A 23,330-nucleotide genomic window follows, 5' to 3' on the forward strand; every position below is an offset into this window, starting at 1 on the left:
GACTTTCACGATCAGAACCGGAACGACAGTGTTGCGCCAAACTCGCGCGGTTGCCCCAGGATATAGGACCCGATGCCGTCGGTAACCTGGTCGACACTGGCAATGTAATTGTTGTCCAGCAGGTTATCGACATAGGCTGCCAGCGACCAGTTGTCGGACGCCTTGTAGGTGAGGCGCGCGCCAACCAGCGTCCGGGCGGGGAGACGGTTATAGGGCGCCTGGAAGAAGTTGACCCATTGTGCGCCCTGGTAGCTGATGCGGGCCGACGGGGTCAGCGAGCCCTTGCCCAGGGCGAAGACGTAGGACACGCCCGCCGCGCCCGAAAACTTGGCAGCAAAGGGAATGGTGCGCCCGGCAAGGTTGATCAGTTCGGGCTGTGCCGGCAGCCCATTGCCGAACAGGCCCGCAGGCTGGACAATCTCGAACTGGCCATATTTTGCATCCAGCACCGAGAAGGACGCATCGGCCGCAAAGCCCCCCACCTTCAGGTCGAACTGTCCTTCCACACCCTTGATCCTGGTGCCGTTGACGTTGCGGGTGATCGCGGTCGCGGGATTGTTGATGTCGGCCGCGTAGGTCGCCTGGAAATTCTGGTATGTCATGTAGAAGCCGCTGACCGAAGCGGTCAGGTGATCATCGAACAGGCGTCCCTTGACGCCGGTTTCATAGTTGATGACGCGCTCGGCATCGTAGTTGATGCCAAACGGCGTCGTCCCTCCCGGCTTGTAGCCCTTGCTGATCGTGCCATAGATGAACAGCCTGGGATCGATCTGCCAGTTGAGCGCGAAGCGGCCGGTGAACTCGGAAAAGTCGCGAATGCCGGGATTGAGGGGGATGCGGAAGCCCGAAGGGCCGGCCGGGGCAATGTAGCTGTCGATGAAGCCCACGTGGTCCCAGCTGTAGCGGCCGCCGGCCTTGATTTCCAAGCCATTGCCCAGCTTGTAGCCGACTTCGGCAAAGACGGCCTCGTTGCGCCGCCGTGCATCGGTGAAGATAGTCAGGCTCTGCTCGTATGGCGCGCCCTTGGCGATGTTCGGCACGGTAAAGGCCGGCTGGCGATAATTGAGCATGGTCGCGCCGGCCGTCCAGGTGAACGGGCGATTGTCGGGAGAGATCAGATCGATTTCGCCAGTGTAATAGCGATCGTGAATGGTGATCTTGCTCGACGTTCCGGTGGCAGCGGTGGAATAATCGTTGTCGCGCACCGAGAGCTGGTCGGTCGTTTGATAGGTGCCCAGCACGCGCACCTTGAACGCATCGATGCCGCTGTAGTTGAGCACCGCCGTGGTGCGGTTGTACATGGTGTTGAGCGCTTGGTCGGTGTCATAGGCGATCGTGCGATTGCCCACCGGGGCCTGGGCAAAGCTCTGCGTGGGCAGGCCATCGGTCCGCCGGTCGCTGTATTGGTGGATCAGCAGCAGGTCCAGGTCATCGGTCGGCTTGTAGAGCAGTTGGGCGCGGCCCAGGAAACGGCTGAGGTTGCCCGGCTGGTTGCCATAGCGCACGGGCTGCGCCGCCCCGGTCGGCCCCAGGTTGGTGAACGCTGAGCCGCGCCGCTCGACCTGGCCCGACAGGCGGACGGCCAGCTTGTCGCTCAACTGCGTGGTGACGCCTGCCTCGACCTGCTTGCGGCCGATATTGCCCAACGTGACGCTACCAAAGCCGCTGGTTCCGTTGAAATCGGGTCGCACCGAGCTGATGTAGATCGCGCCGCCGCTGGCATTCTGGCCCGTGTAAGTGCCCTGCGGGCCGCGCAACACTTCCACGCTGGCAACATCGAAGAACGAGTCCCCGTAGACGAATTCGCGGGCGACATAGGTGCCATCCCAATGGATCGCCACGCCAACCGACTGGTTCGGCGCCCCTTCGGAAATGCCGACACCCCGAATGTTGACGAACTTGACGTTGCCGTAGTCAGCAAAGCTCAGCGACGGAACCTGTGATTGCAAGCTGTTGATATCGCTCACGCCACGGGCCTTCAGCATGTCGGCATTGAGCGCCACGACGGAAATCGGCGTGGAAAGCGCGCTCTGGCTGCGGCGCTCGGCGGTCACCACGATGCCGGGGGCCGCCGCGCCTTCGTCGGCGGCCGCACCACTGCCTTCGGCCTGCGCAAATGCAGGAGCCGACGTTCCAGCAAGCAACACGCCTGCGATCCAGTGCTTATACCTCATATTGGATACCCCTCTCCCGATATCGGACACTGCCCGGCGCATGAAGCTGGCCCGCATTCTGATTTTGCATCTGGGTCCGCACAGGCCTTGCGCGCCTTGAAGCACCGCATAGCCCCGTTCCCGCTCCTTATGCAAGCGCTTTCATTGACGGAAGACCGTTCGGACCCGACCCCATCAAGATCGGCATGTCCGCTCGAAATGGGGCAACCAGCGTATCACGCCAGCAAAATTGCTAACGTAACCAACATCAACCCCAGCCGACACCGTCCGTGGATTGAATGACGTCGCACTCGGCAAATTCCGGAGTAAGCGTTTACATGAGGAAAGGCTGAAGGGACGACCCCGTCACGCCGGATCTTGCCGATGGACCTCACGCAAAGGGAATAACTGATGCGCAATCAGGGCTGCTCCCAGTAGGGCGGATCGCCAAAGCTACGGCGCAGACTGTCCCCGAACGCGCGTATCTTGCTCGCGGCACCATGATCGCGCGGATATGTCAGGAAAAGTTCCGCGCCTTCCGCAGGCCAGCCTATGTCCACTTCGATCAGGGCCCCGGTCTTGATTTCCTGGTGCAGGAAGAATGTCGGCAACATGGCAAGCCCAAGGCCGGCCAAGACGGCATCGCGCATCACGATCCCGTTGTTGACCCGCAGCGCCGCTCGCGGCCGCACGACAGTCCAGCCAGACCCCGCAGCGAAGCGCCAGTCACCTGACCTGTTGGCGTAAAGAATGGCCGTGTGACCTTCCAGCTCCGTCAGCGAAGTGGGCTTGCCATGCTCCGCAAGATAGGAAGGCGCAGCCACCAGAAGGCGTCGACTGGTCGCCAGCCGTCGCACGATCAGGCGGCCATCGCCGATGGCGCCGTGTCGCAGGACGGCATCGAACCCGCCGGTCGCCGCGTCGACAAAGCGATCGTCCAGGTCGAGAGACATCTCGATCCCCGGGTGCTCCTGCAGGAAGCGGGCAATCGCCGGCCCCAGGTGAAGAATGCCAAAGCCCACGGGCGCCGATATGCGCAGCGGCCCGGCCAGCTTGCCGCTCCTCGCGTCGATCTCTGCTGCGGCTTCCTCCATTTCGCGCAGGATGCGTTGCGCACGCGGCAAGAACGCTTCGCCCGCGCTGGTCAAGGTCAGGCGCCGGGTAGAACGCTGGAGCAACGTTGCCCCCAACGCCCTCTCCAACTCTGCCAGCCTCTCGCTGACCACCGATTTTGCCAGTCCAAGGCGTCGCGCTGCGGCACTGATCGAGGTTTGGTCAACCGTGGCGACGAAGGCTGTAATGCCGTCGAGCTTCATCATTGTTCGGTTTTCCCGTCGTTCAAAACCAGAATTGGATAGCTGGTGCGAACGCTGCCCGATCGGCATCTTCCCGTCCAGACAGCGCGACGGCCTGCCTCTTCAGGGCCGGTCCCGCTGCTCCCATCCAGAGGAGGCTGACATGAACGACGTTATCGGAAAGAATGTTCTCGTGCTTGGCGGCAGCCGTGGCATCGGTGCCACCATCGTCCGCCGGTTCAGCGAGGGTGCGGCCTCAGTGGCTTTCACCTATGCCGGATCACGCGATGCCGCCGCCAAGCTTGCCGACGACACGGGCGCCACGGCCATCCAGGCAAACAGGGCGGACCGCCATGCCCTGGCTCCCGGGGGGCTTCAGCCCCCCCAAATCCCCCTTCCCTCTCCCAGCAATTCACCACCGCAGACACGGCGCCGCCCACCAACCACCACTCTCGACCGCATCCGGCGATGGCAGATCCGACACAGCGTCAACGATAGGCATGCCGCCGCAATGGTGGGAGCGTCGCCGCATTGCGGACAGGCACGGTCGCCTGCTGGATCGTCGCGACCGGCTGCGCCGGCATGGCCACGATACGGGCCGGCGGCAGGCAGTGGTCCGCCCAGAGTTGCATCACCGCGCGCCGCTTGCGGAAGAAGTCCGTGCGCAGGTAGGCTGCCTTGGTCTTGTTGCCGACGGAATGCGCAAGGCAAGATTCGGCCACTTCATCGGCCGTGTCGGTTTCGTCGGCGACCCAGTCGCGAAAGCTCGAGCGAAAGCCATGGACCGTCACAGGCACGTCCATGCCGCGCACCAGTTCGAGCAACGCCATATCCGTCAGGGCCGCGCCCGAAATCGGGCCAGGAAAGATGTATGGATTGTCGTCGATCGACAATTGCCTGGCACGCCGCAGCACATCGGCCGCCTGGCGCGATAGCGGGACGATATGCTCGACCCCCATCTTCATGCGCTCGGCCGGTATGGTCCAGATCGTCAGGTCATCATCCACTTCCGACCACAGCGCATGCCTTACTTCGCCCGAACGGACCGCAGTGAGGATCAACAATTCCAGTGCCAGCGTGCCGGCGCTGATCGGCTTAGCATGCAGGGTGTCCAGAAAGGCCGGAACCTCGAAATGGGGGAGCGCGGCAAAATGCCCCTTGCGCTTGGGCTGGCGGGGCAAGCCGCGCGCGCGCGAGCGCATCGGCGCTTCGCTGTCGCGCAGCCCCTTGGCATAGCACCAGTCCAGCACCGCACCGATCCGCTGCCGCACGCGGCGCGCGGTTTCGGGAATATCCAGCCAGATTTCAGCCAAGACATCGCGGATCATCGGCCCATCGATCTTGTCGACCGTGCGCTTGCCCAGCTTGGGAAAGGCATAGAGTTCCAAGGTCTTGATCCACTGCTGCTGGTGCTTGCCGTTTTTCCAGCCCCTGCACATCTCGGCATGGGCCCGCCGGGCTGCCTCCTCGAACCGGGGGATCTTTTTCTTGGCCTTGCGCCGCTCCGCAGCCGGATCGCCGCCCTTTGCAACTTGCGCACGCAGAGCGGCCGCTTCGAGACGCGCGTTCTTCAGTGAAATGTGCCGAGCGTCGCCGATGGTAATATCGTTGCGTGTGTGATGGATCTGAATCCGCAGTACCCATCTCCTGCCACCGGCTGGCGAGATGCGCAGATACAACCCTTCGCCATCAGCATAGCGACCAGGTTCGGTCAACGCGTTGACCATGGAGTTGGTGAGCTTTCCCATGCCCGGAATCTATCACCGGAGGGCCCGGTTTCAAACCGGCCGTCCCTGCGCTAGCCCACACTCTAGCCCACACTTCGCGCTTTAACGGATCGCCCAGCAAAAATGAGGACTTCAGAAAAAACGCCTATTTTCCGTACTTTGGATCGTATTTTAGGGTAGCCCAGCGTGCTGCCGGAGGGGGCATATGGCGGGCAGCGCCCGACGAAGATGAGAACTACGAATTCCTCATAATCACATGATATATAATAATATTTTTCGGACTTTGCGGTAATCGGCGGTCTTTTGAAGGCATTTGCGTAGCCAACGGCGGTCAAATCGGTTGATCGGCGGAATGCTCGACAAATGACGGCGAAGTAAAACGACGTCTGCCGAAGTTCCTCCGCCGCCTCGCCAATGGAACTACGTCTATTGCGAGCTGAATTGACGGGAACGGTCAGCCGCCGGCCTGCACAAGCGGATCGAAACCATTGGCGGGAGTGTGAAAGACGCATCCGCGCGGAAAGCTGGGAAACCGGCCCGGCCAAGCGTCAGCGGCACCTTGTGCCGCGTCAGGGGCGGCGCGTCCAAGCAAGCGGCTCGGCATGAGTGGTAGTGAGGGGTGGGGCAAGAAACTGGATCACGATGTGCAAAGCCGGCAAATCTGAAAGTGGTGCATCCTGATTTTCATGTTCCTTGATAAGGCATGGCAAGCAGTCGCTTTGGATGCTCGAAAAAACCTACGAGCCTCTGGAGCGATCATTGACATTTGCGAGTCTTGGATAGTGATCGTCAGGCTTTAGTCAGGTAAATGTGGTGGGTGGCCTTTCGTGACAAGCGAGAAAAAAGTGGCCAAATTCCGATCACATCCCGAGCGCCATGCCGTTTCCAGGATCGGTTGGCTACGCGCAGCCGTGCTGGGTGCCAATGATGGCATCATATCCACAGCGAGCCTCATTGTCGGGGTCGCCGCATCGGGCGCTGACAAGCCAGCTATTCTTATCTCGGGCGGTGCGGCGCTGGTCGCGGGAGCTATGTCCATGGGCGCGGGTGAATATGTTTCGGTCAGTTCGCAATCCGAGACGGAAAGGGCCGATCTCGCAAAGGAGCGGAAGGAACTGACCGAACAGCCCGAGATGGAACGCCGGGAATTGGCAGACATCTATGTCCGGCGTGGGCTGGACGAAAGTCTGGCCCTGCAAGTCGCGGATCAATTGATGGCCCATGACGCGCTTGACGCCCATGCGCGTGACGAACTCGGCATGTCCGAGATCGCGACTGCTCGGCCGCTTCAAGCGGCATTCACCTCAGCCATCACGTTCAGCGCAGGCGCTCTTCTGCCGCTCGCACTCGTCTCAGCCTTGTCTCGCCATGGATTAATTCCTCTGATAATCGCGGCCACGCTTCTTTGTCTCGCAATTCTGGGCGCGCTTGGTGCGCGGGCGGGCGGCGCACCGCTGACGCGGTCTATCCTTCGCGTCAGTTTCTGGGGGGCTTTGGCGCTGGCCGTGACGGCAGGTATTGGGCGCCTGTTCGGTGCTATTGCCTGAACAGCGCCCGCCTTGTTCCGACTGGAGAAGGAATATCGCATAGATGCGCATTCTCGTCATTGAGGATAATGAACGCCTAGCTCGACTTATGGTCGATGGCCTTCAACTCCGCGGTTTTTCCTGCGATATTGCTCTTCGCCTGTCGGATGCGGACGATGCCATGGCGAGCGCCATCTATGACGCAATCATTCTGGATCTGGGCTTGCCCGATGGCGATGGGGTCGCTTGGCTCGCCGCCTCTCGTCGCTATCGCGATATGCCGCCCGCGATTGTTCAAACCGCGCGAGGGGCTCTGGAGGATCGGGTCCTGGGGCTTGATGCCGGGGCGGACGATTATGTCGTCAAGCCAGTCGAGGTGGAGGAACTAGCTGCCCGGCTTCGCGCCTTGCTGCGCCGGCCGGGCCTCAGGGCGCAGACGGTGGTCGAAGTCGGCTCGCTTCGTTTCGACACGGCGCGCAGAACCGCGCATGTTGGCGATCTCGAAATCGAACTGTCGCGCAGGGAGGCCGATCTGCTGGAACTGCTGATGCGCCGTGCCGGGGCCGTGGTCCGCCGGGAGGTGATCGAGAATGCACTTTACAATTTCCATGAGCAGGTGACCCCCAATGCGGTAGAAGCTGCCATATCCCGCCTGCGGAGGAAGCTCGAGGACGCCCGGATGCGCGGCGTGCTCCAGACGATCCGGGGTGTCGGCTATATCCTCAAGGACACCGCCGCATGATGCGCAGGAATTCGGTGTCGCGCAGGCTCATTCGCGGTCTGGGGCAGGTCGGGCTAGTCGGCACGCTCCTGTTGCTCGCGGCGGTGGTCTTTTTCTATCGGCTGACCTTCAGCCATCTCGAGGCGGGCGCCGCTCTGCAACGCGCTATACTGGAGTCGCTGGAACATGTCGCACTTCCGGTGGTGGTGCTCATGGTTCCGGTCACTATCCTTGGTCTTCGGGTCATCAGACAGGCCTTTGTTCCGCTGGAGGATGCGGCCCGGAGCATTAAAGCCGTCAAGGGACATGAGCGAGGGTTTCGCATCGATACGTCGCAAATGCCTGAAGAGGCACTGCCTTTCACCGGGGCGGTCAACGATCTTCTGGAACGTCTCGACGAGGCGGCGAAGCGGCAGGAAGCTTTCGCGGCCGATGTCGCGCATGAATTGCGCACGCCTCTGGCCCTGCTGTCGCTTGAACTCGACCAGATCGATCATCCTCGTGCCCTGCGGTTGAAAGGTGATGTTGCAGCGATGCGGCGGCTGATCGATCAGTTGATGCTTCTGGCCCAGATCGACGCTGCGGCATCAGCGCAGATCGCGCCAGAACAGATAGGACTTGTCGAACTGGCGCGCGATGTCGTCAGCCAGGTCGCACCGGCGATCCTTGACGAAGGCAAGATGATCGCGCTTGACGTCAATGGCGAGGTGCCAGGCATTCGGGGGCGCAAGGAAGCGATTGCGGCGGCGCTGCGCAATCTTGTCGAAAATGCGGTCCGCGTGACTCCCGCCGGTGGCACGGTCCAGGTCTTCGTAGGCCCAGGAGCGGTGATGGGAGTCCGCGATGAGGGGCCGGGCCTTGATGTGGAGCGCCTGCGCGATCTCGTGCGCCGGCACAGGCGCGCCGATCATGCCAGCAAGAATGGCGCGGGTCTGGGGCTGGCCATCGTCGATCGGATCATGGCTGCGCACGAGGGGGTGCTGACAAGCAACCCTGACCGACGTGAATTGGTGCTGCAATTCCCCGAGGGTTGAGCGCAAGGGTGATCATGCCGCGGTTCCTCCCGTCAGGCTTGCGTCAGACTCGATGCCTAGCCGGGACATATGCTTAAACGGAACATCCTGCTCATCGGCGCTGGGGCGTTGGTTGCCGCTTATGGCGGGACTGTCGGCTATCTGGCGCATTTCGATCGCGCGACGGCGCCGGTGCTTCCGGCATTCTCCCCGGCCTATAGCGATCCGGTCGCGTTGGGGGCATTCCGTGTCCTGACGCGAGCCCGGTGCGATTATTGCCATGCGCAGGGCACGGCGTTGCCGTTCTATGCCGATCTGCCGGTTGCCCATCAACTGATGCAGCGGGATCTGACACAAGGCCTACGGCATTTCCGTGTAGAGGCCGTGCTCAAGGCGTTGCAGGACGGCACGCCGCCCCCGCAAGAGGATCTGGCCCGCATCGAATGGGTGACACGTCAGAGCCGGATGCCGCCTTCGCCCTACACGTTGATGCACTGGCGCGCGCGGCTCGGCGATGCGGACAGGAATGCGTTGCTGACCTGGGTGACGGCGACCCGGCGTAAATATTACGCTTCCCCGAATGTCGCCGCGCAATTCGCTGCCGAGCCGGTTCAGCCGATCATGGCGGTCTTGCCCGCAGATGTAGACAAGATCGCGCTGGGCCAGCGGCTGTTTTTCGATACGAAACTTTCCGGCGATAACAGCGTGAGCTGTGCGAGTTGCCACGGGCTCGGCACGGGCGGCGCGGACGGTCTGGTGACGGCCACCGGCATCGGTGGGCAGAAGGGGCCGATCAATGTGCCCACGGTTTACAATGCGCTGTTCAACAAGGTGCAGTTCTGGAATGGTCGGGCGCCGACTCTGGCGGCGCAGGCTGCCGGTCCGGTAATGAATCCACTGGAAATGGGCTCGCACACATGGAACGAGGTTGCCGCGAAGTTGAACGCGCAGCCCGGCTATGGTGCGGCATTCCTCAAAATCTATGGCCCGGGGCCGATCGACCAGCATCGCATCACCGACGCGATTGCCGCGTTCGAAGGAACGCTTTCCACACCAGGAAGCCGTTTCGACCGTTACCTGCAAGGCGACATCGGCGCGATCAGCGCGAGCGAGAAGCGCGGTTATGCGCTGTTCAAGGAGAATGGCTGCGCTTCGTGCCATGTCGGCCAATCGCTGGGCGGCCAGGGCATGGAAATCATGGGGCTGAACGGCGATTACGTCACGGCGCGTGACGGCAAGGCGACCGATGCCGATCTCGGCCGATATACGGTTACACACGCCGAGCAGGACCGCGCACGCTTCAAGGTGCCGAACCTGCGCAATATCGCCCTGACCGGGCCTTACATGCACGATGGCAGCGCGAAGACACTGCCCGAGGCCGTCAGGCTCATGGTGCGTTTCCAGACGCCCAAAGGGAGACTGCCGGACCAGGACATCAACGATATCGTCGCCTTCCTGAACACGCTGACCGGCACCTGGCAGGGCAAGCCGTTGGCATCCAAACCCGCAGCGGTGAAATAGCCATGTATGATTGCGCAGGTGCTGGAGTTGGCAAATGACCACACTGGTGCTTGGCTGCCTGTTCCTGCAACTATCCTCGTCGGCCACCCCACTGGACAATGTACCGGCCAGCCCCGCGCCGCCGGCCAGTTCCACACAGGAGGCAGGCCCGATTGACGCGCCAGGCGGCAAGCCCGCAGCCGAGGTTCCCGCAGCCGCCATAGCGGGTTCGCAAGAGGCACTTCCCGCGCAGGCAGGGCAGAATAGCCATCAGGACAGCATCGTCGTGACCGCTGCCCGCCAGGAAGCACGTGGCGACCCCTTGCAAACGGTCAACGTCAAGGCATTCGAGCTGACTCATTCGGTGGACAAGGCCGTTTTCCGGCCCGTGGCCCTTGCTTACAGGCATGGCCTGCCGGCACCGGTCCGCAGCGGATTGCGTAATATTCTTGCCAATCTCAACGAGCCCGTCGTGTTCGCAAATTATCTGCTGCAACATCATCCCGGCAAGGCCGCAGAGACCCTCGGCCGCTTCACGATCAACTCGGTGGTCGGCGTGGCCGGCCTGTTCGATGTGGCGAAAACGCGCAGGTTCAATCTTCCGCATCGCCCCAATGGTTTTGCCGATACGCTCGGGTTTTATGGCGTGAAGCCAGGACCGTTCCTCTATCTGCCGTTGATCGGTCCCTCGAGCGTGCGCGACCTGTTCGGCGATATCGTCGACCGGCTCACCTTGCCCTTGAGCGTGGGGCGCCCTTTCAATCGTCTGGCCTATTCCATCCCGACAACGACGATCCGGCTTGTCGACCGGCGTGCGGAATTTGACGATCGCCTGCAAAAGCTGCATGAGGACCCGGCCCGAGCCTATGGGGCATCGCGCGCCTTTTACATGCAGATGCGCAAGGCGGAAATCGATGCGCTGCATGTCAGGCACAGCCCCGCTGGGGCGAGGACAGTGCCGACCGAGAAGTGATAGCCAAAGTTCTGGCCGGCGCGCGCATCATTGCGACCCTCGGCCAGAGGCTCAATGTGGCAACATGCGCCTGAGCGTATTGTCGTGCAGCGCATAGTGATGAAGCAGGGCTGCCGCAGCGTGGAGGCCGGCCAGCAGGATGATTGACCAGCCGACAAGGTCATGGGCCTCGCCGATCGTCCCCGCGAGAACCTTGTCGGGCGCGAATGCAGGGGGAACCGCGAACAAGCCGAAAAAGGTAAAAGCCTCGCCTTGTGCCCAGCGGAACAGGAAGCCCAAGGCAATCTGGCCGATCAGCAGGCAATATAGCAGATAGTGCGCGCCCTTCGCTGCCCAGTAGGGCAGGGTCGAGACGATCTCTGGCAGGCGGCGGCCAAAACCTGCACGCCAGATAATTCGCAGCGTTACGACCGCGGTCAGAATGAGGCCCAGCGAGATGTGCAGGCCCTGGAGATTGTGACGCAGCGGCGTCCCGCGAGGAAGGAAGTCCCAGAATTCGGCAAGTCCGAACAGCGTCACGACTAGAAGCGCCGTCGCCCAGTGCAGGCTAATCGTGATGGGATCATATCGCATTTTTGTTTCAGTCATGGTTTGATCTTGCTACGCATTGTTCATTCCTTGTCATTAATCTTCATTCTTTCACTCTGGCAGAGACTTTCACCAGCACCCACGCCTTGGCGGAGTTGCGCAGAGTGCTTGAGGTCACATAACTGGCCTTGCGGTTGGGTATGGCGAAGGATGTAGGAAGGATGTCGATTTGCTCCGGCAGTTTTGATGCTAATCGACAAAGTAGCCGATCCGCACTGCACGGTCGTCCGCAGCAGCTTTTCGGAGAAAAACGATGGTGGAATCGTTATGATGGAAATCCGGGGTAGGAAGGCTAGTGCCGATCCAGCGACAACGGTGCCAATTGGCAGGTAGGTCTGTCCGGGCATTCTGTCCGACTAAGGGGTGAAGCTGACCGAACCCTGACGTGTGAAAGGCCATTGCATGGCGACGTGAAATCAGCTCGTCAGGAGCCACCCCGTTCATACGATTTCGGCGTTTCATTATTGAAAGTCTTGGCCGTAAAGGGAGCGGCGGGTTTCCAGCAGCCATAAGCGGATAGCTGCCCTTCCTGCCCGTGGCGCGGAGGCGACGACGGTTGCACCCCAACCGCGTGGTAGCTACTTGGCTCCATAATCGCGCGCCCTTGCCGCTAGCACGTAGCCAAGGTGGTAATGCACGCCGATATCCGCGCCAACTGGACTGCCGGGATCGCTGGCATGTCCCGCTCGGCCTTCTCGGCAAGGTTCGGCTCGATCGTCGGTTGCGTGCCGATCGAATATTTGATGCGCTGGCGCGTAGCGACCAATCGCTCGACAGCATTGCTGAGGACATTGGCTATGAAGCAGCCAGCGCCTTAAGCATCGCCTTTCGCAAGCGCATTGACTGTCCGCCGGGCAGCTTTGCGCGCGCTTATGCCGACGAGATGCCCGCATCGTGACTGCGGACTCGACCTAGTTATCCAGGCACTAGCTAGGGCACAGCCGTAAGATCCTTGATATCCAAGCGTTTCCTCTCGCAGTCTTTTCGACGACCGATTCAGTCAATATGTCTGAAGACCAACTACCAATCGATACCGACTATACACTACAGATGGTGGTATTCGTCTCGGCATGCCCCATCTGATTGTGGCTCCATCAAAACATGGAGACTCGAAATGGCCTATTTTGCAGGACTGGACGTTTCCCTGAACCTGACGAGCATCTGCGTTGTCGATGCTTCCGGTGAAATCATTCGCGAACTGAAGGTGCCGAGCGAGGCGGAGGACCTTGTGGCGGCGCTGCGCCCCTTGGCGGCAGACCTCGAGCGGGTCGGGCTGGAAGCCGGACCGCTCTCGCAGCACATATATTCGGCGCTGACCGAAGCCCAACTGCCGGTGGTTTGCGTCGAGGCGCGCCATATGGCGCAAGTGCTGCGGGCGCAGACGATGAACAAGACCGACCGGAATGACGCGCGCGGCCTCGCTCAGATGATGCGGGTCGGGCTGTTCAAGCCCGTTCACATCAAGTCTGACCGCAGCCAACGGCTCAACGTGCTGCTCCAGGCGCGCAAAGTCCTCAAATCCAAGTTCTTGGACATCGAGGCTGACCTGCGGGGCCTCCTCAAGAACTTTGGCTTGAAGGTGGGCAAGGTCACGCCCAAGGCCTTCGAGGAGCGAATTCGCGAACTCGCGGCCTTCGACGCTTTCGTGGCCGAGGTAGTCGAGCCCATGCTCATCGCCCGCAACGCTATGCGCCGCCAGTATGATGAACTGCACGGCATCCTGCTGCGGGTCGTCCAGGATGATCCCGTATGCCGCCGGCTGATGACCATGCCCGGTGTCGGTGCTGTCGTAGCCATGAATTTCCGGGTTGCGATCGACGTGCCATCGCGCTTCAATCGATCCCGTACTGTCGGCGCGCACCTCGGCCTCACGCCCAAACGATACCAATCGGGCGAAGTCGATTGGACTGGTCGAATATCCAAGGCGGGCGACGCCATGATGCGCGCCTCGCTGTTTGAGGCCGCCCAAGTACTGATGACCCGCGTCGCCAAACCATCGGCTCTGAGATCTTGGGCGATGCGGCTTGCCAAGCGCCGCGGCCGGAAGAAGGCGGTCGTAGCCTTGGCCCGAAAGATGGGGGTGATCCTCCATCGTATGTGGGCCGATGGCACGGATTTCCGCTGGGCTGCGCAGGAAGCTTGATGGCCAAGGACTGACAAGTATCCGCGCCAGCGGAAGAAGTTCCCGCGAGGGAGGTTGGGACGGCGAGGTCGCGTTATCAACTGGCCAACCATAGGCCGCACTATAGATAAGACCCGCCGGACCATCCGACCCCATCTTGCAGCGGCCCTGCGCCGACTGCGCAGAGAAGCATGACCCCAAGCGGGACTTCAATCGGAACTGGCGCATTGCAAACGGAACCCCACGGCGTCGTTTGTAGAGAATACTCCGTGGTTAAATACTCATCAAGGGCGGCTTTTCCGGATCATGGAGATCCAGGAGATACTCGCCGCCAATCTGCGTCGACACCGGCAAGCCGCTGGTTTGTCGCAGGAAGAGCTCGCCCATCGGGCTCAAATTGATCGAACGTACATCAGCGCCCTGGAGCGCTGCCTCTATTCAGCCAGCATTGATGTGGTCGACAGGCTCGCTAAGGGACTGGGTATCAGTGCTTCGGACCTACTACTTCCTCTGAAATCATCAGATATTCAGGATGGATAGCAGAAGGCGGCAAAGGTAAGGTCTGCGACGGAACTGTCGCTCGCGATCACATGGTAGATGTCGGTTTCTACAGGAGCCGATCTGCAGCATACAGTTTTCAATTGGTGGCGCTGACGGTCCAGGTGGCACTGCTGATGCCTTCATGGCGGGCGATATGCGCGGTGATCGCATCAAGATCGGCGGGGTCGGCGGTGGTGGGCACCAGAATTGCCGCCAGCTCGACCTGCGTTTCGCCCTCGGCGAGCGTTTCCATCTCGCGGATAGGGTAGTGGTGGGTTTCCAGCTCGTCGAACAAGAGATCGCGCGCGGCGGACACCATGCCCGAAGGGCAAACCACATGCACGCGATAGAGCGCCTCGGTTTCGTCTGGGTTCATCGGGCGACGATTGACAGCATCAACCAGCGGGCGCAGCAGCGTATTCCCCGCCAGCACAAAGCCGGCCACAAGCACCGCTTCGGCCGGCTTGCGCGCGCCGGCAAAGCAGCCCACTGCCGCGCTGGCCCACAAGGTTGCGGCGGTGTTGAGCCCGCGTATATGCGTGCCTTCCTTCATGATAACGCCTGCGCCCAGAAAGCCGATGCCTGAAACAACGTAGGAAATTACGCGCACCCCACCATCGACGCCAGCCACTCGAAGGCCCAGGTCGGCAAAGGCCGCCGCCCCCACTGCCACTAGTACATTGGTGCGCAGGCCCGCCGTGCGCTGGCGCCACTGGCGTTCGAGTCCGATGGCTGTGCCCAGCGCAAAGGCGGTGCTGAGGCAGATGAAGCTGATCGCCAACCCGAACAGGTCGACATCGAAAAGCGCGGTCAACGAGGCGAGCGGCGTCACGAAAAATCCTTAGTTGTTCAACGCAGCGGACGGCGCGCAATGTGGTGGCGCTTCAGCCGTCGCGCCGGATGGCGCTTTTTGCGCTTTTGGTGGCGATAGTAGCTGACCAGAGCCAGACAGACAAAGACCATATAGGCGAATACAGTCAGCAAGGCGGTCATGGCCCTGTCTCCTCCGGCTCAGTGCCCGCCGATCGACAGCCGGATGATGCGGTACAGCACCAGACCGCCAGCAATCACCAGATAGCCACGCAACACCACCATCCACAGCTTGGCCAGCGGGGTCATGGTGGCAGGCGCCAACTGGGCCAGCGGCGGCATGTGCCAGCGTTCCATTTTCCAGCGCGGCAGCACTGGCGCCTCTTCGCTGCGGGCAAACACCAGCCAGCCCCCGACAGCCAAGGTAAACACCGCCCCCACGCCGAGAATGGCCAGAATGGCCCGCTCGCTGATATCGGAGAACAGTACGGCGGCAGTGAGGACTGTCGACAGCATCACCAGCACCGCAATTACCATGCCGGTAAACAGGTTGAGCCACTTGCCATTGACCCACGGACCCAGCACCGCCTTGTCGTTGCACAGCAGCAGCAGGAACACTGTGGCGCTGGGCAGCAGCACGCCCGCCAGCGTCTGCACCGCATTGGTGAGCAGGCCCAGCGGCGTGCCCGGTGTCAGCACCAGCCCAGCGGCCAACGCCACCAGCCCGGCATAGACCGCGAAAAAGCCCTTGGCCTCGCCCGGCTTGCGATGCAGCGAATGGCGGATCGCAAGCACATCGCCCACCGCATAGGCAGTCGACAGCGACACCGCCATGGCACCGATCACGCTGGCATCAAGCAGGGCCACCGCAAAGCATACGCCCGCCGCATGGCCGCCCGCCCGGCCCAGCGCTGCCGCCACGCCCAGCGCATCTTGAAAATGGCCGAACTCGGGGCGCCCGGCAAAGGCGGCCGCCGCAAAGGCCATCATGGCGATGCCGCCCACCAGCACCAGCACGATGCCCAGCACCAGATCAACGCTTTCATAGCGCAGGAAGCGCGGGGTGATGCGCTTGTCGATGACATAGCTCTGCTGAAAAAACAGCTGCCAGGGCGCGACCGTGGTGCCGACAATGGCGATGATCAGCAGCATCACATCGCCCAGCGCGCCCTTGTGCGGCAGGCCGGGCACCACCAGATCATGTGCAACCTGGGCCACCGGCGGGTGAACCCAGATCAGCACCGGCACCAGCAGCAGGCTCGCCCCCACGAGCAACAGCGCGATGCGCTCGAAGCGGCGAAAGCTGCCGGTGGCGGCGGAAGCCACGATGATCAGCGCCGCCGCCGCCACACCCCACTGGCGCGGCAGGCCCAGATAATCGAGCGCGAGCGCAATGCCGATGAATTCGGTGACGATGGTGAGCGCATTGAGCAGGAACAGGTCGATCACGCTGAACGCCCCCCAAAAGCGCCCGAAGCGTTCAAGAATCAGCCGCCCGTGGCCCACGCGTGTGACCGCCCCGAGCCTTAGCACCATCTCCTGATTGACATAGAGCACCGGCACCAGCAGCAGCAGCGTCCACAACAGGCCGGTGCCATAGTTCTGGCCTGCCTGCGTATAGGTGCCAAAGGCGCCAGCGTCGTTATCGCCCACCATGACGATCAGGCCGGGCCCGATGACCGCCATCAGCGTGGACAGGCGCCGGCGCCAAGTGTCGCGCGGGCCGGTGTCGCCGAGCGCGATGGTACCAAAGGCGCCACGAATGTCGCCGACATGGGCGGTGTCGAGCACGGCTTCGGTGTCGAGAATGTCCTGCGCGCAGGTGTCTACGAGTTTCATCATGGGATTTTCCAGGTGTTCAGCGAAAGTGGGCGCCGCGCTGCCATAAGCGCGGGTTTTAGCGGGGCATGCGCACGGCATGGGTACACGCAAGGCGCAGGGGGGAGCGCAACGCATCGTCGTCGCGGCGGCTCTGCGCGGTTCTGCCGGGCAGACTGCGCAATCCGTGAACAGCAAAGAGGAAATATCGACTTCATGCGGGCCTCCTTGGCGCGAAGCCAGGAGGCGGCGGGCCGATCAGGCGCCTGCGGCTACCTGTCGGGCCCTGCCAAACTCGCTGGCACGCCACGGCGCGGAAGAAGGAGCAGCAACCGCCAAGCGGCGACTGTCGGGTTCTCCGGCCTGGGTACTGGGTTGCGGGTTCATGGCGATCCCTTGAGGGTTGCGGTAAAAGACACGCCTGCGACGTGTCGACAAAGGCAGAGGCTTTGGAGTCGCGCCCGACTTTGCTATAGGTCGCCTACATACCCATGGGGGTATATTTCAACTATACCCGAGTATATTCGCGCCATGTCCAATTCCCTTTCTGCCGCCGTTTCGGCAGCCAGCGCCGAAGTCAGCGTCAACAAGCGCAAGCTGCTCAACCGCGTCCGCCGGCTGCGCGGACAGATCGACGCCATCGAGCGCGCGCTCGACACCGAGGAGCCGTGCGGCGAGGTGATGCGCCGCCTGACCGCAGCGAAGGGGGCGATGAACGGGCTGATGGTCTCGGTGCTGGGCGGGCATATTCGCGAGCACATGATTGACGAAGGGCGTTCCCCAAGCGCTTACGAGCAACAGGCTGCCGACGACCTAGTAGCTGTATTAAAGACCTATATTGCATGACCCCGCCGAGTGAACATCATGGCTGGCGTGCCTACGCGGAAGCATCGCCGTTGGGGCCAACTGCACGCTGGCTGCTACCCTTGACGAGCGTGGTGCTGACCGGGCTGATTTTCGTCGCCGACACCATCACCGATTACGAAATTGCGGCCGCGACCTTCTATGTCATCGTAGTGCTGCTTGCCTCGCGGTTTTGCGGGATGCGCGCGCTGCTGGGCGTAGCAGGGGCCTGCATCGCGCTCACCCTGCTCAGCTATTTCCTCACGCATGATGGCAATTTCCATACCGGTATCGTCAACACCGCGATCAGCATTTTGGCGATCAGCGCGGTGGCCTGGCTGGCGGTGCGTTCGGGGCAGGCGCAGGCGCGCGCCAATGTCGCGCAGGCGCAGTTGGCGCGCGTCACCCGCATTACCACTCTGGGCGGCATGGGCGCGGCCATCGCGCATGAGGTCAACCAGCCGCTGGCGGCGATTGTTGCCAATGCCAGCGCCTGCCGCCGCTGGCTGGCAGCCTCGCCGCCCCGGCTAGAGCGGATCGCCGCCACGGTCGGTGATATTGCCGATGACGCCAACCGGGCGAGCGCGATCATCGCGCGCGTACGCAGCCTGATGTCGAATGCAGCGCCCCGGCGCCAGTTTGCCGATGTGAACGACACGATCCGGCAAGCAGCCGCGCTAATGGAACCGCAATTACGGGCTCGTTCGATTGATCTGCATCTGCTGGCCGGAGCCGACATTCCCGAGATAATGATCGATCCGGTGCAGATCCAGCAGGTCATGCTCAATCTGCTGGTCAATGCCAGCGAGGCGATCGACCACACTAGGGGCGAGATCGCCATCGAAACCCGCCTGATCCAAAATCGCGTGGTGGTAACTGTGGCAGACAATGGCCATGGCCTGACGCCGCAGCAACTTGCAGCGATGTTCGAGCCGTTTCATTCCACAAAAGAGGGAGGCATGGGCATGGGGCTCGCCATTTGCCGCTCGATCATCGAGGCACATGGCGGCATAATCGAGGCGGATGCGCGCGAACACGGGCTGGTGGTAACGATCAGCCTGCCCTTAGCCCATGGAGGGAACGGATGACGCAAGGCGCCACACAAACCAGCGATCTCGTGCTGGTGATCGACGATGACCCTTCCATGCGCAAGGCTTTGGGTAATCTGCTCGATTCGGTGGGGCTGGGATGTCTGGCCTTGGCCTCGCCCGAGGGACTGAAAGCTGTCGATCTGACCGGGCGGGTGGCCTGTCTTGTGCTCGATGTACGCATGCCGGGCTGCAATGGGCTCGATTTTCATGAGGCCTTCGCGCATGAGCATCCCGCTATTCCGGTGATCTTCATCACCGGCCATGGCGACGTACCGATGTCGGTGCGAGCGATGAAAGGAGGAGCCATCGAATTTCTCACCAAGCCGTTTCGCGAGCAGGATCTGCTTGACGCGATTTACGTAGGGCTGGCGCAATCGCGTCAGCATCAGACGAAAGGGCAGGAGAGCGATGACTTGCGCCGACGCTACGCCTCACTAAGCCCGCGCGAACGCGAGGTGATGGCAATGATTGTAGACGATGGCTTGCAAACCAAGCAGATCGCCGCGCGGCTGGGGTTAAGCGAAATCACGGTGAAGCTGTGCCGCAGCGCCCTGATGAAAAAGCTGGGCGCCGCCTCTCAGGTCGATCTTGGCATGGCCGCCGAGCGCTTGAAGGCCTCATAGGAGGATGTTTCCATATGAACAAAGCCATGCGGTAGCATGTTCGTGAACAAAACTCATCCAAGCTTCCAAGGATCGGCATGTGCGATCATGCCCAGCACGCGATGGCGCGCACGCACGGCATCTTCAGCGGACTGGACGATGGCATGGCCCGCCTCGACGGTGATGTCGGCGTCGATGTCGATGTGGACATCAACCATCAGCATATCGCCCATTTTGCGCGTGCGCAGATTGTGACAGCCACGCACGCCTCGCGTCCCCAAGATGGTGGCGCGGATCGCCTCCACCTCTTCGTCATCGCCTGATTGGTCCATCAGGTCGTGCAGCGCTTCCCACCCGAATTCCCAGCCCATTTTCAGGATCATCAGCCCGACAATCAAGGCCGCGACCGGATCGAGGATGGGGTAGCCCAGCAGATTGCCGATAATGCCACAGCCCACAACCAAGGAGGAGGCCGCATCTGAGCGTGCGTGCCAGGCGTTGGCAACCAGCATGCTGGATTTCACCCGCTTGGCCACCGCCAACATGTAGCGAAACAGCAGTTCCTTGGCGATCAACGCGGCCCCTGCCACATATAGAGCGGTGATCTCCACCTTGGGGATGGCCTCGTGGTGCTCGATCTTGATGACCGCGCTCCACAACATGCCGATGCCCACGCCCGCCAACAACAGGCCCAGCGCCAGCGAAGCTGCATTCTCGAAACGCTGGTGGCCATAGGGGTGGCGCTCATCCGCCTCGGCCTTCGAATGGGCGGACACGAACAGCACCAGAAAGTCTGCCACCAGATCGGACAGTGAATGGATACCGTCAGCAATCAGACCCGACGACCCCGAAATCAGCCCGACCGCCACCTGCAAGGCTGACAGTGTGCTGTTGACAGCCACGCTGACCCATGTGCTGCGCGAGGCAGCCTGCGCCTTCACCGCCGGGTCAACTTCGGTATCTTCAAGTGCCAGCATGGGGTCGAGGTTGTTCATATGGCGAGGCCTTTTGCTGAATGTCTGCGCAATAGTGCTTTGCCCCGCGATTGTGAACACCGGGCGACGATGCGTTTTTTCTTAAGGGCACGGATGGTGAAGGCCTTAAAGGACCCGCAGGGTCGCGAGCCCTGCCATCCATGATGCGATAACAATGCCGGCCTGCGCGGGAATGACCCGCGCGGCAAAGGCCCTCGTGCCCGCCGTGGCTGAGAACAGCATCTTGGCAAGGCTGCTGGTGGTACAGGCGATCAGCACCGGCACGATGGCTTGGGCTGGCGTGATCGCCCGCTCGCTTACCAGCGTTGCGATGGAAATGACGGCGGCGTGCACATCCAGCACGCCGCCGATGGCCGCCGCCGCCGCAATACCCATTGTGCCGAACCACGCCTGCATCGCGGCCACCAGGATCAGCATCCCTGCCAACATCGCGGCAAAGACCAGCGCGATCATCACGTTGAAAGAGCGACTGAACCTGGGCGGCTCTGCAGATGTTTCGCGCCACGCCGCCAGCATGAACCAGCCGCCGGACAAGGCTGCAGCGGAGGCCGCGGCTGCTACCGTTGCGGCAGTTGCCAGAAATGCATTGTGATCGGTGACCTCGATGACGACCGCCATCTGCACATAATTGGCCACCGTTGAAAGCACCGCCGCCGCGACGCCCGCTGAAAGCGAGGCAGGATTGGCGCGCACCCAGGCACCCATCGCGCCGATCGTCGCCGAACTGGAGATAAAGCCCGACACCAGCCCCAGCATCGGCACCCCCAATCGCGCGCCTAAAAGCCTTGTGGCCAGTTGCCCCATCGCATTGATGCCAAGGATCATGATGACCACCAGCCAGATGGCATGGGGGTTGAGCGCGGCAAACGGCCCCATGGGGCGATCGGGCAGCATCGGCAGCACGATCAGTGTCGCACCCGCAATCAGCAGGACATCGGCCACCTCCTCTGCGGTCACCATCTGCCCCACAAAGCGGTGCAGCGGTTCGCGGGCGGCCAGAACTATGGTGATGAGCACCGCCGATGCCCCGGCAAGATCGGGCGCGCTGACCGACAGCGCGCCGAGCAACGTGGTGGCTATCAGCGCGATTTCGGTGGTGATGCCGGGGTCGCACGAGGTACGGCGCTGCCAATTGCTGAACAGGGCCAGCGCGGTAATGCAGGCGAGGACGACACCGCTCATCCAAACCCACGGCGTCAAAGCGCTGCCGCAACCCACAAGGCCGGCGATGGTAAAGGAGCGCAGCCCCGCAGACGCCGGGCGCTCGGCTTTGCGCCGCTCCCGCTCCGCGCCGATCAGCAGGCCGATGCCCAGCGCAATCAGCAGGTGGTGCATCAGGGCGATGTCAGCCATGGACAGCGTCCTTGCCTAGTGAGGTGGCAGGGTCGATCAACTCTTCCATGAACAGTGCGATGAGCCCAGTTTGTGAGGCTGTACCTGCCTTGGCATAGATACGTGTCAATTGCGCCCGCACGGTTCCCTGCGCCGATCCGCGCAGGGCCGCGATCTCAGCTACGTCCAACCCCTTGATGGCAAACAGCGCCACATCGGCCTCCGCCGTGGTCAAACCCCATTGCGCAAAACGCGCGCGGATCAGCGCCCCCATGGCGCCGCGGGCGGCCGCGATCAGTTCCTGATCCTGTCGCCCGCGTTCGATCAGCGACCGCACGTGAAAGGCCCCCACCACCACGCCCGCAACAAGGGCCAGCGTGGCGCCCAATTCGATCGACAGGTGCCAGCCCAGCCCCGCCTCGGCGATGTCTCCTGCCACATCGATGGCGAAGAACATCGCCGCCAGCACCTGACAGGCCAGCACCAGCGTCAGAATCAAGGCTTTGCGTTCGAGAGATCGGGCGGCATGCTGCATTGCGCCGGTTTACCGCCGACCGGGCAACATGGCCAGCACCAGACCCTGCCCGGAGCGGCGCGTTTCAAAGATCACCCCGCCCAGATGCAGCACAATCAGCACATAGAGCAGATTGACAGCGGCCTCATGCGTCTCACCCAGCGGGTTTTCCTCGCCGTCGCGCTCATCCTCGCCATGCGGCGCGGCCTGTTCCACCGCATGACGCTCATGGGTCATCGCCTTGGGCGGCAGGCCCGCCATGGCGATACCGCTGGCAATGATAATGCCGAGCGTACCCCAGATGGCATAAACCATCAGGGCCCCAAGCGGGTTGTGCGATGGCTGATCGTGGACCTTGCCGGCCTTGATCTCGCGAATATGGGCCAGTGCCCGCCGCAGGCTGGGTGGAAAGGCCGAAAAGCGCGCTTCGCGTGGCCCCACCAGCCCCCACAGCAGGCGCAGCGCCAGCATGCCCGCCAGGGCAAAGCCAACCCAGATATGCGGCCACGAGCCGCCTTCGGTGACAACGCCGTTGGCGAGCACCGCCAGCACAATGCTCCAATGCGTCAGCTTGACCACCGGGTCCCAGTTGCGCGGCGGTTTGGTGAGGACAATCGTCATGCGGAGTCTCCCGAAGATGTGCGAATGTCAGCTGACTTGAACCCTGATGCCAGGGGACTCTATGGCAGCAGCGCTTATTTGGACTGCTGTAAGCGCCTGCTTATGCATGTTGCGTGGTGGTGGCGCCCAAGCATTGCTGGTTTTCCCGTGAATAGTCGTGCGTTTCGGCAAGAGGGTCAGCCTCCTATGACGTGCGGATCGCGGCTCCTGCCCGGAGCCTCGCTATGCGCAGGCGACCACAATTGTCAGAGTAGGACGTTCGTTCTTTAGTCGCAAAAGAATAATTTACCTATCATTCAACATATTGCACCTTAATTCACTAGCTTGACCGATTGCTGGCAAGTCGCCCCCCGCTCTTGACGAATAGAGAAGCATAATAAAAATTGCGATCAGGATGCACGGCTTTCGGGCTTGGCGGCTTTGCACAACTTGATCCGATTCTCATGCCCGTCTCCCGCTACCACTCACGCTGGGCGGGCTACTTGGGGGCGCTGCCCCCTGGCGCGGCGCAAGGGATCGCTGACGCTCGGCCAGGACGGTCTCCCG

Annotated in this window: 22 protein-coding genes; 11 read left to right on the forward strand and 11 right to left on the reverse strand. The window is 62.0% G+C overall.

Annotated features, from left to right (window positions below):
* Positions 1-11 precede the first annotated feature (11 nt).
* From SCA01S_RS12400 to SCA01S_RS12410, 3 genes are all read right to left on the reverse strand, one after another.
* Complete coding sequence (locus SCA01S_RS12400) at positions 12-2,147, reverse strand: TonB-dependent receptor (RefSeq protein WP_167542896.1); 2,136 nt, start codon at positions 2,145-2,147, stop codon at positions 12-14.
* Positions 2,148-2,572: 425 nt separating this feature from the next.
* Entirely contained in the window at positions 2,573-3,472 is a 900-nt protein-coding gene (locus SCA01S_RS12405; protein ID WP_062785918.1) for a LysR family transcriptional regulator, read from the reverse strand.
* A gap of 464 nt (positions 3,473-3,936) precedes the next feature.
* A complete protein-coding gene (locus SCA01S_RS12410) occupies positions 3,937-5,196 on the reverse strand; it encodes a tyrosine-type recombinase/integrase (RefSeq protein WP_062785921.1) in 1,260 nt (419 codons plus the stop codon).
* Positions 5,197-6,002: 806 nt separating this feature from the next.
* On the opposite strand from SCA01S_RS12410, the gene SCA01S_RS12415 reads away from it, so the two are divergent.
* From SCA01S_RS12415 to SCA01S_RS12440, 5 genes are all read left to right on the forward strand, one after another.
* On the forward strand, positions 6,003-6,722 hold the full coding sequence (locus SCA01S_RS12415; RefSeq protein ID WP_412103057.1) for a VIT1/CCC1 transporter family protein: 720 nt from the start codon (positions 6,003-6,005) through the stop codon (positions 6,720-6,722).
* A gap of 43 nt (positions 6,723-6,765) precedes the next feature.
* Positions 6,766-7,443 (forward strand): winged helix-turn-helix domain-containing protein, encoded by a 678-nt coding sequence (locus SCA01S_RS12420; RefSeq protein WP_062785926.1) that lies wholly within the window; start codon positions 6,766-6,768, stop codon positions 7,441-7,443.
* Positions 7,440-8,456, forward strand: coding sequence for a sensor histidine kinase (locus SCA01S_RS21820; protein ID WP_084390968.1), 1,017 nt, complete (start codon positions 7,440-7,442; stop codon positions 8,454-8,456). Before SCA01S_RS12420 ends, SCA01S_RS21820 begins: the two co-directional genes overlap by 4 nt.
* A gap of 69 nt (positions 8,457-8,525) precedes the next feature.
* Positions 8,526-9,956 carry a cytochrome-c peroxidase gene (locus SCA01S_RS12435; RefSeq protein WP_062785935.1) on the forward strand — a complete coding sequence of 477 codons (1,431 nt, stop codon included), beginning with the start codon at positions 8,526-8,528 and terminating at the stop codon, positions 9,954-9,956.
* 34 nt (positions 9,957-9,990) lie between these two features.
* Positions 9,991-10,908 (forward strand): MlaA family lipoprotein, encoded by a 918-nt coding sequence (locus SCA01S_RS12440; protein WP_062785938.1) that lies wholly within the window; start codon positions 9,991-9,993, stop codon positions 10,906-10,908.
* 51 nt (positions 10,909-10,959) lie between these two features.
* Here SCA01S_RS12440 and SCA01S_RS12445 read toward each other — a convergent pair whose 3' ends face one another.
* Positions 10,960-11,496, reverse strand: coding sequence for a cytochrome b (locus tag SCA01S_RS12445; protein WP_062785940.1), 537 nt, complete (start codon positions 11,494-11,496; stop codon positions 10,960-10,962).
* A gap of 571 nt (positions 11,497-12,067) precedes the next feature.
* Here SCA01S_RS12445 and SCA01S_RS21825 point away from each other — a divergent pair.
* The 3 genes from SCA01S_RS21825 to SCA01S_RS21830 all read left to right on the forward strand — a co-directional run bounded on the left by SCA01S_RS21825 (position 12,068) and on the right by SCA01S_RS21830 (position 14,158).
* On the forward strand, positions 12,068-12,394 hold the full coding sequence (locus SCA01S_RS21825; protein ID WP_218016405.1) for a helix-turn-helix domain-containing protein: 327 nt from the start codon (positions 12,068-12,070) through the stop codon (positions 12,392-12,394).
* 216 nt (positions 12,395-12,610) lie between these two features.
* Positions 12,611-13,639 (forward strand): IS110 family RNA-guided transposase, encoded by a 1,029-nt coding sequence (locus SCA01S_RS12450; protein WP_062785943.1) that lies wholly within the window; start codon positions 12,611-12,613, stop codon positions 13,637-13,639.
* A 285-nt stretch (positions 13,640-13,924) separates the two neighbouring features.
* On the forward strand, positions 13,925-14,158 hold the full coding sequence (locus SCA01S_RS21830; RefSeq protein WP_084390969.1) for a helix-turn-helix domain-containing protein: 234 nt from the start codon (positions 13,925-13,927) through the stop codon (positions 14,156-14,158).
* Positions 14,159-14,255: 97 nt separating this feature from the next.
* On the opposite strand, the gene SCA01S_RS12455 is transcribed toward SCA01S_RS21830, so the two are convergent.
* From SCA01S_RS12455 to SCA01S_RS12460, 3 genes are read right to left on the reverse strand one after another with little or no spacing between them, the layout of a single operon-like run.
* The gene (locus tag SCA01S_RS12455; RefSeq protein ID WP_245652542.1) at positions 14,256-14,990 is read right to left on the reverse strand and encodes an MgtC/SapB family protein; all 735 of its coding nucleotides are present in this window, start codon (positions 14,988-14,990) and stop codon (positions 14,256-14,258) included.
* 17 nt (positions 14,991-15,007) lie between these two features.
* Positions 15,008-15,151 carry a hypothetical protein gene (locus SCA01S_RS22265; protein ID WP_157088961.1) on the reverse strand — a complete coding sequence of 48 codons (144 nt, stop codon included), beginning with the start codon at positions 15,149-15,151 and terminating at the stop codon, positions 15,008-15,010.
* Positions 15,152-15,169: 18 nt separating this feature from the next.
* The gene (locus tag SCA01S_RS12460; RefSeq protein ID WP_062785946.1) at positions 15,170-16,810 is read right to left on the reverse strand and encodes an NRAMP family divalent metal transporter; all 1,641 of its coding nucleotides are present in this window, start codon (positions 16,808-16,810) and stop codon (positions 15,170-15,172) included.
* Positions 16,811-17,317: 507 nt separating this feature from the next.
* On the opposite strand from SCA01S_RS12460, the gene SCA01S_RS12465 reads away from it, so the two are divergent.
* From SCA01S_RS12465 to SCA01S_RS12475, 3 genes are read left to right on the forward strand one after another with little or no spacing between them, the layout of a single operon-like run.
* Positions 17,318-17,632: a metal/formaldehyde-sensitive transcriptional repressor gene (locus tag SCA01S_RS12465; RefSeq protein WP_084390970.1), complete on the forward strand. Its 315-nt coding sequence runs from the start codon at positions 17,318-17,320 to the stop codon at positions 17,630-17,632.
* Entirely contained in the window at positions 17,629-18,717 is a 1,089-nt protein-coding gene (locus SCA01S_RS12470; protein ID WP_084390971.1) for a sensor histidine kinase, read from the forward strand. The genes SCA01S_RS12465 and SCA01S_RS12470 overlap by 4 nt, the downstream gene beginning before the upstream one ends.
* Complete coding sequence (locus tag SCA01S_RS12475) at positions 18,714-19,343, forward strand: response regulator transcription factor (protein WP_062785952.1); 630 nt, start codon at positions 18,714-18,716, stop codon at positions 19,341-19,343. Before SCA01S_RS12470 ends, SCA01S_RS12475 begins: the two co-directional genes overlap by 4 nt.
* Positions 19,344-19,396: 53 nt before the next feature.
* Here SCA01S_RS12475 and SCA01S_RS12480 read toward each other — a convergent pair whose 3' ends face one another.
* The 4 genes from SCA01S_RS12480 to SCA01S_RS12495 all read right to left on the reverse strand — a co-directional run bounded on the left by SCA01S_RS12480 (position 19,397) and on the right by SCA01S_RS12495 (position 22,784).
* Positions 19,397-20,317: a cation diffusion facilitator family transporter gene (locus SCA01S_RS12480; RefSeq protein ID WP_174544798.1), complete on the reverse strand. Its 921-nt coding sequence runs from the start codon at positions 20,315-20,317 to the stop codon at positions 19,397-19,399.
* Positions 20,318-20,422: 105 nt separating this feature from the next.
* The gene (locus tag SCA01S_RS12485; RefSeq protein ID WP_245652543.1) at positions 20,423-21,670 is read right to left on the reverse strand and encodes an MgtC/SapB family protein; all 1,248 of its coding nucleotides are present in this window, start codon (positions 21,668-21,670) and stop codon (positions 20,423-20,425) included.
* On the reverse strand, positions 21,663-22,184 hold the full coding sequence (locus SCA01S_RS12490; RefSeq protein WP_062785955.1) for a helix-turn-helix transcriptional regulator: 522 nt from the start codon (positions 22,182-22,184) through the stop codon (positions 21,663-21,665). Before SCA01S_RS12490 ends, SCA01S_RS12485 begins: the two co-directional genes overlap by 8 nt.
* A gap of 9 nt (positions 22,185-22,193) precedes the next feature.
* The gene (locus SCA01S_RS12495) at positions 22,194-22,784 is read right to left on the reverse strand and encodes a cytochrome b/b6 domain-containing protein (RefSeq protein ID WP_062785958.1); all 591 of its coding nucleotides are present in this window, start codon (positions 22,782-22,784) and stop codon (positions 22,194-22,196) included.
* Positions 22,785-23,330 lie beyond the last annotated feature (546 nt).

The organism is Novosphingobium capsulatum NBRC 12533, assembly GCF_001598375.1.
In the GTDB taxonomy this organism is placed as follows: domain Bacteria; phylum Pseudomonadota; class Alphaproteobacteria; order Sphingomonadales; family Sphingomonadaceae; genus Novosphingobium; species Novosphingobium capsulatum.